The sequence below is a fragment of the Pseudomonas cyclaminis genome, assembly GCF_015163715.1.
In the GTDB taxonomy this organism is placed as follows: Bacteria; Pseudomonadota; Gammaproteobacteria; order Pseudomonadales; family Pseudomonadaceae; genus Aquipseudomonas; species Aquipseudomonas cyclaminis.
The window spans coordinates 1-15,258 of record NZ_JADDUM010000220.1; the positions used below are offsets into that span (position 1 = coordinate 1).

Below are 15,258 nucleotides of genomic sequence, written 5' to 3' on the forward strand. Positions count from 1 at the left end.
TCAAGATCAAAAGCCAGAGCCAGATCAAAAGATTGCTGACTTCGTCAGCGGTTAAGGAAGTAGAAGCCACACCGCGCACGCTTCAAAGATCAGGTCGGCTTTAAGGCCGCCTCGTCTTGTTTTTGATTTGGGATCGCCCCGTGTATGGACCGGACACATGGTGGACCTTCCAAAAGTGACCCGCTGTAAGAGCGGAACCATAGGCAGCCGTTACCGCAGCAACGGATATGTACTCACTCAAGGCCAACGACATGGTCGGCCCGAAGGCCGCCACGGGGGCAAGTCGAACCGTCGCACCGCCCCTCCCACATTTCTAACCGCGTCCACCAGCGAGTGTGGACGCAGGTCTTTGGGTTACTGTTGGCCCAGCCCAAAAAATTCCCCCTAGTTAAAAAATCTTTCCCAAAACCCCTAGACGCCCCGGCCCCATTCCCCTATAAAGCCACTTCAGGAATATTTTATTCCCCACAAGAAAACGCGCTCAAGGAATGAGCCAGCTGTCCTCAGACATTTTTCGCTATGCGATGAGCTGCCGCCATCATCCCCGAGGACGTGTCATGCAACACGAAAAAAACCACTTCATCATCAAGGTCACCTGCCCTGCGGTGTCCGGCATCGTCGCAGCGGTGACCACTTACCTGGCGGACAAGGCGTGCTACATCGGGGAAATGGCGCAGTTCGACGATGACTTCAGCGGCCGCTTTTTCATGCGCGCCGTGTTTCGCTTCAACGATGGCCACGAAGGCAACCTGCAACAGATCAGAGACGGTTTCGCCGATGTCGCCCAGGCCTTCGACATGCAGTGGGAACTGCACGACACCCGCGAGCCGATGCGCGTGATGCTGATGGTGAGCAAGTTCGACCACTGCCTCACCGACCTGCTCTACCGCTACCACAAGGGCGAGATGGACATGACCATCACCGCCATCGTCTCCAACCACCTCGACCTGCGGCCCATGGCCGAGCGTGAAGGTATTCGCTTTATCTACCTGCCGGTGTCCAAGGACAACAAAGCCGCGCAGGAAGCCGAACTGATGAAGATCGTCGATGACACCCGCACCGAGCTGGTGGTGTTGGCGCGCTACATGCAGATCCTCTCCGACGACCTGTGCCGGCAACTGTCCGGGCGGGCGATCAATATTCATCACTCGTTCCTGCCCGGTTTCAAAGGCGCCAAGCCTTACCACCAGGCTTATCAGCGCGGCGTGAAGCTGATCGGTGCCACCGCGCACTATGTGACCAGCGACCTGGATGAGGGCCCGATCATCGAGCAGCAAGTGCAGCGCGTCGACCACGTGTACAAGCCCGACGACCTGGTCGCCATCGGCCGCGACACCGAAACCGTGGCCCTGTCCAAGGCGGTCAAGTACCACCTGGAGCACCGGGTATTTCTCAACCAGGACAGAACGGTGGTGTTCCGGTGAGCGCATCCAAACTGATCGATGGCAAAGCCGCCGCCGCGCAGGTACTGCTGCAAGTGCGCGAGGACGTGGCGCGCCTGCATGAGCGCGATATTCAACCGGCGCTGGCGGTGATCCTGGTGGGCAACGATCCGGCCAGCCAGGTCTATGTGCGCAACAAGATCCTGCGCGCCGACGAGGTGGGCATCCGCTCCGTGGAGCATCGCCTGCCCAGCGATACCAGCACCGAACAACTGTTGATCCTGATCGGCCAACTGAACGCCAACCCGGCGATCCACGGCATCCTCCTGCAATTGCCGCTGCCGGTGCAGATCGACGAACTGCGCGCCCTGGAGGCCATAGCGCCGGACAAGGACGTCGACGGTTTCCACAGCCAGAACGTCGGCGGCCTCAGCCAGGGCCGTGCGGTGCTCACCCCTTGCACGCCCAGCGGCTGCCTGTATTTGCTGGAGCAGACCCTCGGCGAGCTGCGCGGGAAACACGCGGTGGTGATCGGCCGCTCGAATATCGTCGGCAAGCCCATGGCCGCGCTGCTGCTCAAGGCGGATTGTTCGGTGACCGTGCTGCATTCGCGCAGCCACGACGCCCAGGCCTTGTGTCGCCAGGCCGATATTGTGATCGCTGCGGTAGGCCGCGCCCGCTTGATTGACGCGAGCTGGTTGAAGCCCGGCGCGGTGGTGATCGACGTCGGCATCAACCGCATCGACGACGACGGTCGCAGCCGCCTGGTGGGCGATGTCGACTTCGACAGCGCCCTGCCCCACGTCGCCGCCATCACCCCGGTACCCGGCGGTGTCGGGCCCATGACCATTGCCTTCCTGATGAAAAACACCGTGGCCGCCGCCCTGGCGCAACACCACGCCCTACGCAGCCAATCGGAGGCCGTATGCCATTCAATCTATTGAAATACGGGCTGAGTTCGGAGTACCCGGTGGAGGTGGATCTGCCGGCGCCCAAGGAACTCAAGTCGAGTTACGACGTGGTGATCATCGGCGCGGGCGGTCATGGCCTGGCGACCGCCTACTACCTGGCCAAGTACCACGGCATCACCAATATCGCCGTGCTGGAAAAGGCTTACCTGGGCGGCGGCAATACCGCGCGCAACACAGCGGTGATCCGCTCCAACTACCTCACCAGCGAGGGCGTTCGTTTCTACGCCGAGTCGGTGAAGATGTTCCAGTCGCTGTCCAACGAATTCGATTTCAACATCATGTATTCCGAGCGCGGCCAACTGACCCTGGCCCACACCGATGCCACCGTGCGTTCGTTCCGCCAGCGGGCCGAGGTCAACAAACACTTCGGCGGGCGCACCGAGATGATCGACCGCCAGCAGATCCGTGAACTGGTGCCCAGCCTCAACCTCGACCCCGGCCATTTGCCAGTGATCGCCGGGCTCTGGCATATCGACGGCGCCACCGCACGCCATGATGCGGTGGCCTGGGGCTACGCCAAGCAGGCGGCCAAGCGCGGCGTGGAGATCCACCAACTCACCGAAGTGCAGGACCTGATTATCGAGAACGGCACCATCACCGCGGTGAAAACCAATCGCGGCACCATCAAATGCGGCTGCGCGGTGCAGGCGATTGCCGGGCACAGCTCGCTGCTGATGGCCAAGGCGGGTATCCGCTCGCCGATCCAGACCTTTCCGTTGCAAGCCATGGTCACCCAGCCGTTCAAGCCGTTCCTCGACCCGCTGGTGAGTTCCTCGGCCCTGCACTGCTACGTGCAGCAAACCAGCCGTGGCGAAGTGGTGTTCGGTGGCGGTTCCGACCCCTACCCGCTGTTCAACACACGCTCGACCCTGGACTTGAAAGAAAGCCTGCTGGCCCATGCCATCGAGATGTTCCCGTTCCTGGCCAACGCCAAGTTGATGCGCCAATGGGCCGGGATCACCGACATGACTCCCGACTACAGCCCGATCATGGGCCTGTCGCCGGTGAAAAATTACTACCTCGACGCCGGCTGGGGCACCTGGGGCTTCAAGGCCACGCCGATCTGCGGCAAGACCATGGCCGAGCTGGTCGCCAGCGGCGGCAAGGTACCGGACTTGATCAAGCCCTTCGGCCTCGAACGTTTCTCGACCTTCCAGCAAGTCAACGAAATGGGCGCCACCGCGGCCAGCCACTGACGGAGAGCAGACAATGAAAATCATGATGTGCCCGCTCAACGGGCCGCGCAATATCAGCGAGTTCACCTACGGCGGTGAATTCAAACCGATGCCCGACCCGGTGACGTGCAGCGATGCCGAATGGGCCGACTACGTGTTCAACACCGACAACCTCGCCGGCGTGGTGCGTGAATGGTGGATGCATACGCCCTCCAGCTACTGGTTCCTCGCCGAGCGCCACACGGTCACCGATGAGATCGTGCGCACCTTCGATCCGCGCGAAGTGTTCACCACCCGCGTCGACTTCACCACTGCCAAGGAGATCGCCGGATGAACCGCCTCCCCGCCCCCATGGGCCTGCTGATCCAGCGTGACCAGCCACTGGATTTCAGTTTCGACGGCCTGCCCTACCAAGGTTTGCAAGGCGACAGCATCGCCAGCGCCCTGCTCGCCAATGGACGCTTCCTGATGTCGCGCTCGTTCAAATACCACCGCCCACGCGGCCCGTTGACCATGGCCGGCCAGGACGCCAACAGCTTGGTGCAACTGCCCAGTGAGCCCAATGTATTGGCCGATGCCCACGCGCTGTCCGCAGGTTTGGCAGTGACGGCGCAGAACGTCAACGGCTCGCTGGATAACGACAAGGACGCCTACCTGGGCAAGTTCTCCAAGTTCATGCCGGTGGGCTTCTACTACCGCTCGTTCTACAAGCCCAAGGGCATGTGGAAAGTCTGGGAGCCGATCATCCGCAAAAAGGCCGGCCTGGGCGTGCTCGACCTGACGTTCCAGCCCGAGTACTACGACAAGGCCTACCTGTTTACCGACCTCGCCGTGATCGGCGCCGGCCCCGCCGGCTTGCAGGCGGCGTTGACCGCCGCGAATGCCGGGGCCAAGGTGCTGCTGATCGAGCAACAGCCGATTCTCGGTGGCTCGCTGACCTATGCGCGCTTCGATATTGCCGGCATCCGTGCCGACAGCCTGCGCCGCGAACTGATCGACGCGGTGCGCCAGCACGCGAATATCCAGGTGCTGACCGACGCCACCTGTAATGCCTGGTTTACCGACAACTACCTGCCGGTGATCCAGGGCAAGCGCCTGTACAAGGTGCGCGCCCGGCAATGCCTGGTGTGCAGCGGGTCGTTCGACCAACCCGTGATCTTCCGCAATAACGACCTGCCAGGTGTGATGCTGACCAGCGCCGCACAACGCCTGATGAAACTCTATGCGGTCAAGCCGGGCAAACGCGCGGTGGTGCTCACCGGCAACGATGACGGCTACCTCGCCGCCCTCGACCTGCATGACCAGGGCGTGGAGGTAGCCGCCGTCATCGACCTGCGCCACGCCCCCGCCGATCAGGCCTTGGCGGGCGCACTGGCGCAACGCAAGATCCGTTGCCTGACCAACAGCACGGTGTTCGAGGCCCTGCATGAGAAAGGCCTGCGCCATGTAAAAGGCGTCGACATACGCCAGATCAGCGGCCAGGGCCAGGTCAGCGCCAGCGGGCACGTGATCGACTGCGACCTGCTGTGCATGTCGGCCGGCTACATGCCGGTGTATCAACTGCTGTGCCAGGCCGGTGGCAAGCTGGCCTATGACGACCAGCGCGCAGAGTTCAGCCTCAGCGGCCTGCCGCACTCGCTGAGCGTGGCCGGTTCCGTGCACGGTCGGCATCAACTGGACAATGTGCTGGTGGACGCAACCAACGCTGCCGCCGAAGCCGTGCTCGCCCTGGGCCTGAACAGCACCCAACCGCGTGCAACGCTGCGCAGTGAAGCCCAGGTCAACTTCAACTGGCCGATCTTCCCTCACCCCAAGGGTAAGGATTTCGTCGATTTTGACGAAGACCTGCAAGTGGCGGATATCGTCAATGCCACCCGTATCGGCTACCGCGATGTACAGTTGGTCAAACGCTACTCCACCGTGGGCATGGGCCCGTCCCAGGGCCGCCATTCAGCCTTGCCGACGGCGCGGCTGGTGGCCTGGGCCACCCAACGCAATATCAGTGAAACCGGAGTCACTACCGCACGGCCACCGTTCGTGGCGGAGAAACTCGCGCATGTCGCCGGGCGCGCCTTCGACCCCTACCGACAAACGCCGATGCACGCCCGACATGTGCAGGCCGGGGCAAAAATGATGCCCGCCGGTATCTGGCAACGCCCGGCGTATTACGGCAAGGCCCAGGACCGCGACGCGTGCATGCAGGCCGAAGCGCTGCACGTGCGCAACAAGGTCGGGTTGATCGATGTGTCCACGCTCGGCGGCCTGGACGTACGCGGCCCCGACGCCGCCGAATTGCTCAACCGCCTGTACACCTTCGCGTTCCTCAAGCAGCCGGTGGGCCGTTCGGGCTATGCGCTGATGACCAACGAACACGGGGTGGTGATCGACGACGGCGTGTGCGCACGGTTGGCCGACAACCATTTCTACGTCACCGCCACCACCAGCGGCGTCGACCGTATCTACCAACAGATGCTCAAGTGGAACGCGCAGTGGCGCCTGGACGTGGACGTGACCAACGTCACGGCGGCGATCTGCGCGGTAAACGTGGCCGGGCCGGATTCGCGCAAGGTGCTGGAACAGCTGTGCAGCGACCTCGACCTGAGCGCCGAAGGTTTCCCTTACCTGGGCGTGCGCCAGGGCACGGTGGCCGGGATCAAGGCGCGGTTGCTGCGGGTGGGGTTTGTCGGCGAACTGGGCTATGAAATCCACGTGCCGGCGCGTCACGGCCTGGCGTTATGGGATGCGTTGATGGCGGCCGGCAAAGCCCATGATATTCGCCCCTTTGGTGTCGAAACCCAACGCCTGCTTCGCCTGGAAAAAGGCCATGTGATCATCAGCCAGGACACCGACGGCATGACCCACCCGGCAGAAATCGACATGGGCTGGGCGGTCAGCCGCAACAAGCCATTCTTCGTCGGCCGGCGCTCGGTGGACATCCTCGAAGCCCAGCCGCTGAAACGCAAACTGGTGGGTTTCACCTTGCCCAAAGGCAGCGTGCAACCACTGGAAGGTCATCTGGTGCTCAACGGCGCGGACATCAGCGGCAACGTCACTTCCTGCGAATACTCCACCACCCTGGACCGGATCATCGGCCTGGCCTACGCCGGGGTCGAGCAAAGCACACCGGGGCAGCGCATCCCGATTCGCGTCGAGGGCGGCATTGTCGTCCAGGCCGAGGTGGTGCAACTGCCGTTCTTCGACCCCACCAACCAACGCCAGGAGGGTTAAGCCATGACCAGTCTGAAAGCCCACGACCTGATCACGCCCTGCCGCCTGATCGACCAGACCGACCTGCCCCGAGTGGGTTTTCGCGGAGCGCACAGCGCCGAGTACCTCAGCGGGCGCGGCTTTACGTTGCCGGACGCTCCCAACCAAGCCAGTGCACAAGCCGACGGCAGCTGGGTGGCGCGCCTGTCACACACCGAGTACCTGGTGCTGGGCAGCCCCCAGGACCACGGCCAGCGTGTGGCCGATGAAGAAGCACGTTGGGAACTGGACCACCGCGCCAACTACCTGCTGCCGCGCCAGGACAGCCATGCTTGCGTGCTGCTCAGCGGGGATGTGATTGCGCAGGTGATGGCCAAGCTTTGTGGGGTTGATTTAAGCCGTTCAGCGTTCAAGCCGGGAACGGTGGCGCAGACCTCGGTGGCGCGGGTCAATGCGATTGTCATCCATACAGGCAGTGTGGAGTTGCCGGCGTTTCATATCCTCTGGGATCGCGCCTCGAAGGACTACTTCGAAGGCGCGTTGCGGGATGCGTTGGAGGAGTTTGGCGGGGTGGCTCAGTCGGTGTAGCCCAACCGCGCCGCCCTCGCCTTCTCGGTGTGCTGACGTGTCGCCAGGCAGTAATACAACGGGCACGTCACCACCAAACCCACCAGCCACGACAGGTCCGCGCCTTCCACCAGGTTGGCCCATGGCCCCACATACAACGACGTATTGGCAAACGGCAGTTGCACGATGATGCCAATGAAGTACGCCACGATCGCATGCAGGTTAAACCGCCCATACACCCCGCCATCGGCCTGGAAGATCGAGGCAATATCATAGGCGCCGCGCTTGATGACATAGAAGTCGATCAGGTTGATCGACGCCCACGGCACCAGCACCAGCAACAGCGCGAGGATCAGGCCGATGAATTGCCCGATGAAGTCTGCCGACGCGCCCAACGCCACCACGCAGCAGCCGGCGAGGATCACGCCCGACAGCACCACGCGCACTTTGATGCTGGGGGTCCAGTGGCTGGCGAAGGTCTGGATCGAAGTGACGATCGAGAGCACCGCGCCGTACAGGTTCAGGGCGTTGTGGCTGATGATATTGAGCAAAAACAGCACCATCAGGATCGGCCCCAGCCAACCGGTGGCCTGTTTGACCGCGACCATCGCTTCGGTGCCTTCGGGCGTGGCCAGTGCGGCAACCAGGCCAAAGGCGAAGGACAGGATGGTGCCGAGGGTGGCGCCCAGGTAGGTCGCAATGAAAGGCCGGGTAATGCCGATGTCCGCCGGCAGGTAGCGCGAGTAGTCGCTGGTGTAGGGCGAAAAGCTGATCTGCCAGATCACCCCCAGCGACACGGTGGCCAACCAGCCAGCCGCGTTGAAGCCGCCACGGCTCAGGAAATCCGCCGGCAGGTCATGGGCAAAGATGTAGGCAAACCCGGCGAGCAACGCGCCGCCCATCACCCAGGTGCCGATACGGTTCAAGGTGTGGATAAAGCGGTAACCGATCACGCCGATGGCGGTGGCGCTGAGGGCGCCGATCAGGATGCTCGCGGGCACCGGCACCGACGGCACGATACCGACGATGGATTTGCCGGCCAGCACGATGTTGGAAATAAAGAAGCCGATGTAGATCAGTGCGGCGAAGAACACAATCAGCAAGGCGCCGTAGCGGCCGAACTGGCCCCGGCTCTGCACCATCTGCGGAATGCCCATGCGCGGGCCCTGGGCCGAGGCGAGGGCTATCACGATACCGCCGAGCAGATGCCCGAGGGCAATTGCCAGCAGCCCCCAGGCAAGGTTGAGATGAAACACCTGGACGACCATGGCGCCGGTGACGATGGGCAGCGGTGCAATGTTGGTGCTGAACCATAAAGTGAACAGGTCGCGGGCCTTTCCATGGCGCTCTGCGAGAGGGACATAATCGACCGTGTGATGCTCGATCAGGGGGTCTTGCCGGGACATCTGGGGCATGGAAATGAACTCGCGTTTGTCTGATCTTATAGTTGTTTGACGCCAAACCGGGGGAGCTCTCTGGCCGCCCCTCAGATGAACACCATATTATGGTATTCCAACATTTTCACAAGACTGATCCGCTGTTTTTACCTGCAACTGATCCGGTTCCCTGTCGCCTTGACTCCTTGAAATTTCAGCCTTAAACCCAGTATTCATTGGATATAACGCCAGAATAAGACGTTTATCGGCGGTTTAAAAAAGCGCTTGCAAGCTGTGTATTACGGTATACCATCATACCTACAAATTGATAAAAACCGCTTCACCGCCAGAGGACCGTCACATGATCGATGCCGCCATCTACAAACAAGTGATGGGTTCATTTCCGTCCGGGGTCACCGTGATTACCACGCTCGATGACGACGGCCAGATCGTCGGCCTCACCGCCAGCGCGTTCAGTTCGTTGTCCATGGACCCGGCCCTGGTGCTGTTCTGCCCCAATTACAGCTCCGACTCCTATCCCATTCTGATCAAGAACAAGCGCTTTGCCATCCACGTCCTGTCGGGCGGCCAGCAAAGCGAAGCCTATGCGTTTGCACGCAAGGGCAAAGACAAGGCCCAGGGCATCGAATGGACGCTCAGCGCACTGGGCAACCCGATCCTGGCCAATGCCACGGCGGTGATCGAATGCGAGCTATGGCGCGAATATGAAGGCGGTGACCACGCAATTATGGTGGGCTCGGTGAAGAACCTGATCGTGCCCGAGCAGGCCCATGGGCCGCTGGTGTATTGCCACGGCAAAATGGGCACCCTGCCCGTGCCCGCCTGACCTCCCTGCACACCCGGTATTTGCGCAAAACAACAACAGATTAGAGGTAAGCACCATGAAGTTTTCGCTGTTCGTACACATGGAACGTTGGGATGAAAGTGTCAGCCACCGTCAGTTGTTCGAAGACTTGACCGAACTGACCCTGATGGCCGAGGCCGGTGGTTTCAGCACCGTGTGGATTGGCGAACACCACGCCATGGAATACACCATCTCGCCAAGCCCGATGCCGCTGCTGGCTTACCTCGCGGCCAAGACCACCACGATTCATCTGGGCGCCGGCACCATCATCGCGCCGTTCTGGCACCCGCTGCGGGTGGCGGGCGAATGCGCCTTGCTCGACGTGATCAGCAACGGTCGCATGGAGGTCGGCCTGGCCCGTGGCGCTTATCAAGTGGAATTCGACCGCATGGCCGGCGGCATGCCCGCCTCCAGCGGCGGCCAAGCGCTGCGGGAAATGGTGCCGGTGATACGTGCACTGTGGAAAGGCGACTACGCCCACGACGGCGAGATCTGGAAATTCCCCACCTCCACCAGCGTGCCCAAGCCGATCCAGCAACCCAACCCGCCGATGTGGATCGCCGCCCGCGACCCGGACTCACACAACTTCGCAGTGGCCAACGGCTGCAACGTGATGGTGACGCCGTTGATGAAGGGCGACGAAGAAGTCCTCGACCTCAAAAACAAATTCCAGGCCGCCCTGGACAACAACCCGGACGTGCCACGCCCGCAATTGATGGTACTGCGCCACACCCATGTGCACGCGGTCGATGATCCGGAAGGTTGGAAAGTCGGGGCCAAGGCGATCTCGAAGTTCTATCGCACCTTCGATGCCTGGTTCGGCAATAAAGAAGTCCCGGTGAATGGCTTCCTGGCGCCGAGCCCGGAAGAAAAATTCGCCGCCCGCCCTGAGTTCGAACTGGAAAGCCTGCACAAGACTGCGATGATCGGCACCGCCGCCGAAATCATCCCGCGCATCCAGTACTACCAGGAACTGGGCGTGGATGAATTCAGCTTCTGGTGTGACAACAGCTTGCCCCATGCCGAGAAGAAGAAGTCGCTGGCGCTGTTTATCGAGCAGGTGGTGCCGGCGTTTCGTTGACTGTTTGCAGGCTTCGCTTCAAGCAGATGCGGAGCCTGCACGCCCGGCAGTCAGCTGAACAGTTCAACACCCAACTGGAACGCAACCCACAGCGCCAACCCCGTGGCAAAGAGCAGCGCGATATTTTCGAACAGGTTGTTGCGGTATTCCTTGCTCAACAACGACTTCTGGTTGGACATGATCAGCAAGCCGAGGGAAATCACCGGCAAGCCAATGATGTTCAACGCGCTGACGCCGATGGTCAGCGTGACAAAGTCCGGCATGCCCGGCAGCGACCAGATCAGTGGGGTCACCAGGATGAACAACATGAACCACTTGTGCAGCGGGTCATGGTGGAATTCTTTGCCGTAACGCTCGCGGCGTCCGGGCCGTACATGCTGGAAGGCATCGGTGATCAGCATGGGAAACGCCGTGGTTTTACCGGAGATGCTGGCAAACAACGTTGCGAACACGCCAATAAAGAAGATGTACCAGCCAATAGGGCCGAAGAAGATTTCGAGTGCCTTACCCAGGTCGCCCAGGGTCTTCACTTCAATGCCGTTGGGCCGCAGGATCTCGGCGCCTACAATCCAGATCGCCAGGTTGATCACAATGCCGACGAACACGGCAAATAGCAGGTCGTTGCGTTGGATGCGCTTGTGCTGTGGGCCAACCCAGCCTTTTTGGCGCATGACATAGGGGTGCACGAAGTTGGCAATCGAGCCCGCCACCGCGCCGATCACCGAGACCGCCACCAGCAATGCCCCGTGTACGCCCTCATCCGGCGGAATGCTGAAACCAATCGTCCCTTTGACAATGCCCGCCATATCCGGCCCGGACATCACCGCCAGAGCAATGAAAGCCAGGGTCATGATTGCCAGCAGGCCTTTCATCACACCTTCGATCATCGAATAGATATTGCGCCCGACCAGCAACCATACGGCCAACACCACCGCCACCGAACACAGCAATGCATAGTCGGTCTTGAACAGCATGGCCAGGGCTTCCCCCGCGCCCTTGATCATGTAGGCATTCATCAAATGCCCCATCAGCAGCGCATACACCAGCAGGAACCAGGCGAAAAACGGGTTCAACTGAGCGTAACCCTGGAGGATCGTCATGCCTTGGTTATTGCACAGCTGAAACCGCGCAATGATGTTGACGATCAGGTACCTGAGCAGCAGGGACACTGCAAGCACCCACATCATGGCGTAACCATAGTTGGCGCCGGCCACGGAGGACGTAATCAAATCGCCGGCGCCCAGCCAGGACAGTACCGCAATGACGCCGGGGCCAAGCAACTTGAGAAGTCGTACAACATGGCCGGGCGCAGACGCCACAGCCTTGCCTTCGACAGAAGGAAAACCGGTCATAGGAGAGTCTCCGTTATTTTTTTTGTGAGAGCCTGGGTAGTCGAACACAATTGATATGACGTCGTACAACCATGATAGTGAGTTAAGTATTAATAAATGTTTCGTGCTGATCAGGGCGTCCGCAATGGCCTGAGACGTGTTGCAAAATGTACTATCTGGTTACTTATCTTGCTAAAATCGCCTCTTTGCCCTCTCACACTCGAGTCCTTTCGACATGAAACGAGCATCGCGCGCCACTGGCGTCTCTAGATTCTTACTGCTGGGCCTGGGCGTTATCATCGCCCTGCTCGGCCTTGCGCTTGCCGTCGGTGGCGCCAAACTGGTCAGTCTGGGGGGTTCCTGGTACTTCCTGATCGGCGGCGTGGCCATGGCGATTGCCGGCCTGTTGATTGCCCGGCGTAACCCGGCGGGCGCGTGGTTGTTCGCCGCATTTCTGGTCGGCACAGCCATCTGGGCCGTGGCGGATGTGGGCCTGGTGTTCTGGCCGCTGTTTTCGCGGGTGTTCATGTTCGCCGCCATCGGCATGGTCGTGGCGCTGGTCTACCCGCTGCTCGTGGGCAGACCGGCACGCGCTGCCTATGGCGTCGCTGCCGTATTGGCGGTAGGCGTAGCAGTTGCGGCGGGCAATATGTTCGTCGCCCACCCAAGCGTCGCCCCCACCGGGGCCGGCCCAGGCATCACGCCCGTGGCACCGGCCGATGCGCAGAAAGATTGGGCGCACTACGGCAACACCGAAGGCGGCAGCCGTTTCGCCGCGCTGGACCAGATCAACCGCGACACCGTCAACAAGCTCAAAGTGGCGTGGACCTACCACACCGGCGACGTGGCGATCAGCGACGGCAACGGTGCCGAAGACCAACTGACCCCGCTGCAGATCGGCAACAAAGTCTTCATCTGCACCCCGCACAACAACCTGATCGCCCTCGACGCCGACACCGGCAAAGAGCTGTGGAAGAACGAAGTCAACGCCAAGTCGGCGGTGTGGCAGCGTTGCCGTGGCATGGCGTATTTCGACGCCACCGCGCCGATTGCCCAGCCGCCCCAGCCCAACAGCTCGCCGATCATTGCCGCCAGCGTTCCAGCCGGTGCGCAATGCCAACGCCGCTTGCTGACCAACACCATCGATGCGCGCCTGATCGCGGTGGATGCCGACACCGGCAAATTCTGCGAAGACTTCGGCACCCACGGCCAGGTGGATTTGAAAGCCGGCCTGGGCAACGTCCCGGACAGCTACTACCAGCTCTCCTCCGCCCCATTGATCGCCGGCACCACCGTTGTGGTTGGCGGCCGCGTCGCGGATAACGTACAGACCGACATGCCAGGCGGCGTGATCCGTGGTTTTGATGTGATCAGCGGCCAAATGCGCTGGGCCTTCGACCCGGGCAACCCGCAAGACAAACAAGCCCCGACCGGCGACAGCACCTACGTACGCAGCACGCCAAACAGCTGGGCACCGATGTCCTACGACCCGCTGATGAACACGATTTTCCTGCCGATGGGCAGCTCATCCACCGACATCTACGGCGTGGAGCGCACCCAGCTCAACCATAAATACGGCGCCTCGGTGCTGGCCCTGGATGCCTCCAGCGGCGCGGAAAAATGGGTGTACCAGACCGTCCACAACGACCTGTGGGACTTCGACCTGCCGATGCAGCCAAGCCTGATCGACTTCACCCCACCGGGCAGCGACAAAGCCGTGCCTGCGGTGGTGATCGGCACCAAGGCCGGGCAGATCTACGTGCTCGACCGCGCCACCGGCCAGCCGCTGACCGACGTAAAAGAAGTCCCGGTCAAGGCCGCCAACATCCCCAACGAACCTTACTCCCCGACCCAGCCTAAATCGGTGGGCATGCCGCAGATCGGCGCGCAAACCCTGACTGAATCGGACATGTGGGGCGCCACGCCGTACGACCAGTTGCTGTGCCGCATCGACTTCAAAGGCATGCGTTACGACGGTTTATACACCGCGCCAGGCACCGATAAATCCCTGAGTTTCCCAGGCTCCCTGGGCGGCATGAACTGGGGCAGTATCTCCACAGACCCGGTGCACGGCTTTATCTTCGTCAACGACATGCGCCTGGGCCTGTGGATCCAGATGCTGCCGTCGCAGAACAAGGCCCAGTCTTCGTCCGGTGGCGAAGCGCTGAACACCGGCATGGGCGCGGTCCCGCTCAAGGGCACGCCGTATGCGGTGAACAAAAACCGCTTCCTGTCAGTGGCCGGCATCCCGTGCCAGGCGCCGCCGTTCGGCACCCTCACCGCCATCGACATGAAGACCCAGAAAGTCGCCTGGCAAGTGCCGGTCGGTACCGTTGAAGACACTGGCCCGCTGGGCATCCGCATGCACCTGCCGATCAAGATCGGCCTGCCGACCCTCGGCGGCACGCTGTCGACCCAGGGCGGCCTGATCTTTATTGCCGGCACCCAGGATTTCTACCTGCGCGCCTTCAACAGCGGCAATGGTGATGAAGTCTGGAAGGCCCGCCTGCCCGTCGGCAGCCAAGGCGGCCCGATGACCTACGTGTCGCCGAAAACCGGCAAGCAGTACGTGGTCATCACCGCTGGCGGTGCGCGCCAGTCCACCGACCGTGGCGACTATGTGATCGCCTACGCCCTGCCATAACCCCTCTGTCCGCGCGTGCCCTTGCACCGCGCGCTCCGGCATCGGCAACAAGCCCCCTCCCACATCGCTTGCATTTCAATAGATGAGCGGCATCGTTAGTGGCATTTGGTCATGGTTTGTAAAGGGCCAGCAAGTCGGGTCGCTTTTAATTGCAGGACGTTTCCTAGACAATCCCTGCCGCCTTGTGCCTGTTGGAATCGCTGGCTAGTCTGCGGTCCGTCACTGCCAAATCAGTGACCGGGTTTAGTCGCCTGACCTTCCAACGCGTGCATGGTCCTCCATGAGTTTTATGGTGGCTGTGCGCAGGGCACCTTCGGGTGCGCCGGTATTTTCGCGTTGGAGCCGGTCGACTAACCTGCGTACAGCCGCCACCCTCGTTTAGTCGCGCCATCGACCACTACCTGCCCACTCAAGGCCTCCACTCGGTCAACGAAGACCTGAGTTTCGAAGATGCCCTGCTTTACACCGCCAGCTTGCTCGACAGCGCTTGCGCCACGGCGCTGGATTGCGGTGACCTGCTACCAAACCCCGAACGGGCGAAGATTCTGGCCGTGTGGCATTTGCTGGAAATTGCCAAGACCACCGTGGATCGCTCCATCGAATGCCTGAAGCCCGCTAAAGCAACTGCCTGAACGCGTTAAAAATGTGGGAGGGCGGTG

12 protein-coding genes are annotated in these 15,258 nt (G+C 61.4%); 10 read left to right on the forward strand and 2 right to left on the reverse strand.

Annotation, left to right across the window (positions count from 1 at the left end; genetic code table 11):
• Window positions 1-557: 557 nt before the first annotated feature.
• From purU to IQK56_RS24665, 6 genes are read left to right on the forward strand one after another with little or no spacing between them, the layout of a single operon-like run.
• Complete coding sequence (purU, locus tag IQK56_RS24640; RefSeq protein WP_150676178.1) at window positions 558-1,424, forward strand: formyltetrahydrofolate deformylase; 867 nt, start codon at window positions 558-560, stop codon at window positions 1,422-1,424.
• The gene (gene folD / locus IQK56_RS24645; protein WP_122307008.1) at window positions 1,421-2,326 is read left to right on the forward strand and encodes a bifunctional methylenetetrahydrofolate dehydrogenase/methenyltetrahydrofolate cyclohydrolase FolD; all 906 of its coding nucleotides are present in this window, start codon (window positions 1,421-1,423) and stop codon (window positions 2,324-2,326) included. Before purU ends, folD begins: the two co-directional genes overlap by 4 nt.
• Window positions 2,308-3,549: an FAD-dependent oxidoreductase gene (locus IQK56_RS24650; RefSeq protein ID WP_150676180.1), complete on the forward strand. Its 1,242-nt coding sequence runs from the start codon at window positions 2,308-2,310 to the stop codon at window positions 3,547-3,549. Before folD ends, IQK56_RS24650 begins: the two co-directional genes overlap by 19 nt.
• Before the next feature lie 13 nt (window positions 3,550-3,562).
• Entirely contained in the window at window positions 3,563-3,862 is a 300-nt protein-coding gene (locus IQK56_RS24655) for a sarcosine oxidase subunit delta (RefSeq protein WP_122307006.1), read from the forward strand.
• Window positions 3,859-6,756, forward strand: coding sequence for a 2Fe-2S iron-sulfur cluster-binding protein (locus IQK56_RS24660; RefSeq protein WP_193901860.1), 2,898 nt, complete (start codon window positions 3,859-3,861; stop codon window positions 6,754-6,756). Before IQK56_RS24655 ends, IQK56_RS24660 begins: the two co-directional genes overlap by 4 nt.
• A gap of 3 nt (window positions 6,757-6,759) precedes the next feature.
• Window positions 6,760-7,323, forward strand: a complete 564-nt coding sequence (locus IQK56_RS24665) for a sarcosine oxidase subunit gamma (RefSeq protein WP_122307004.1) — start codon at window positions 6,760-6,762, stop codon at window positions 7,321-7,323.
• On the opposite strand, the gene IQK56_RS24670 is transcribed toward IQK56_RS24665, so the two are convergent.
• Window positions 7,311-8,717, reverse strand: coding sequence for a purine-cytosine permease family protein (locus IQK56_RS24670; RefSeq protein WP_193901861.1), 1,407 nt, complete (start codon window positions 8,715-8,717; stop codon window positions 7,311-7,313). The genes IQK56_RS24665 and IQK56_RS24670 overlap by 13 nt on opposite strands.
• Window positions 8,718-9,039: 322 nt before the next feature.
• Between IQK56_RS24670 and IQK56_RS24675 the strand changes: the two genes are divergently transcribed.
• Entirely contained in the window at window positions 9,040-9,525 is a 486-nt protein-coding gene (locus IQK56_RS24675; RefSeq protein ID WP_122307002.1) for a flavin reductase family protein, read from the forward strand.
• A gap of 55 nt (window positions 9,526-9,580) precedes the next feature.
• Window positions 9,581-10,624 carry an LLM class flavin-dependent oxidoreductase gene (locus IQK56_RS24680; protein ID WP_122307001.1) on the forward strand — a complete coding sequence of 348 codons (1,044 nt, stop codon included), beginning with the start codon at window positions 9,581-9,583 and terminating at the stop codon, window positions 10,622-10,624.
• Between the two features lie 50 nt (window positions 10,625-10,674).
• On the opposite strand, the gene IQK56_RS24685 is transcribed toward IQK56_RS24680, so the two are convergent.
• Window positions 10,675-11,976 (reverse strand): Nramp family divalent metal transporter, encoded by a 1,302-nt coding sequence (locus tag IQK56_RS24685; RefSeq protein ID WP_112194725.1) that lies wholly within the window; start codon window positions 11,974-11,976, stop codon window positions 10,675-10,677.
• A gap of 214 nt (window positions 11,977-12,190) precedes the next feature.
• Between IQK56_RS24685 and IQK56_RS24690 the strand changes: the two genes are divergently transcribed.
• Both IQK56_RS24690 and IQK56_RS24695 read left to right on the forward strand, forming a co-directional pair.
• Window positions 12,191-14,599, forward strand: coding sequence for a glucose/quinate/shikimate family membrane-bound PQQ-dependent dehydrogenase (locus IQK56_RS24690; protein WP_193863623.1), 2,409 nt, complete (start codon window positions 12,191-12,193; stop codon window positions 14,597-14,599).
• 317 nt (window positions 14,600-14,916) lie between these two features.
• Window positions 14,917-15,231 (forward strand): DUF6124 family protein, encoded by a 315-nt coding sequence (locus IQK56_RS24695; RefSeq protein WP_122306997.1) that lies wholly within the window; start codon window positions 14,917-14,919, stop codon window positions 15,229-15,231.
• Window positions 15,232-15,258 lie beyond the last annotated feature (27 nt).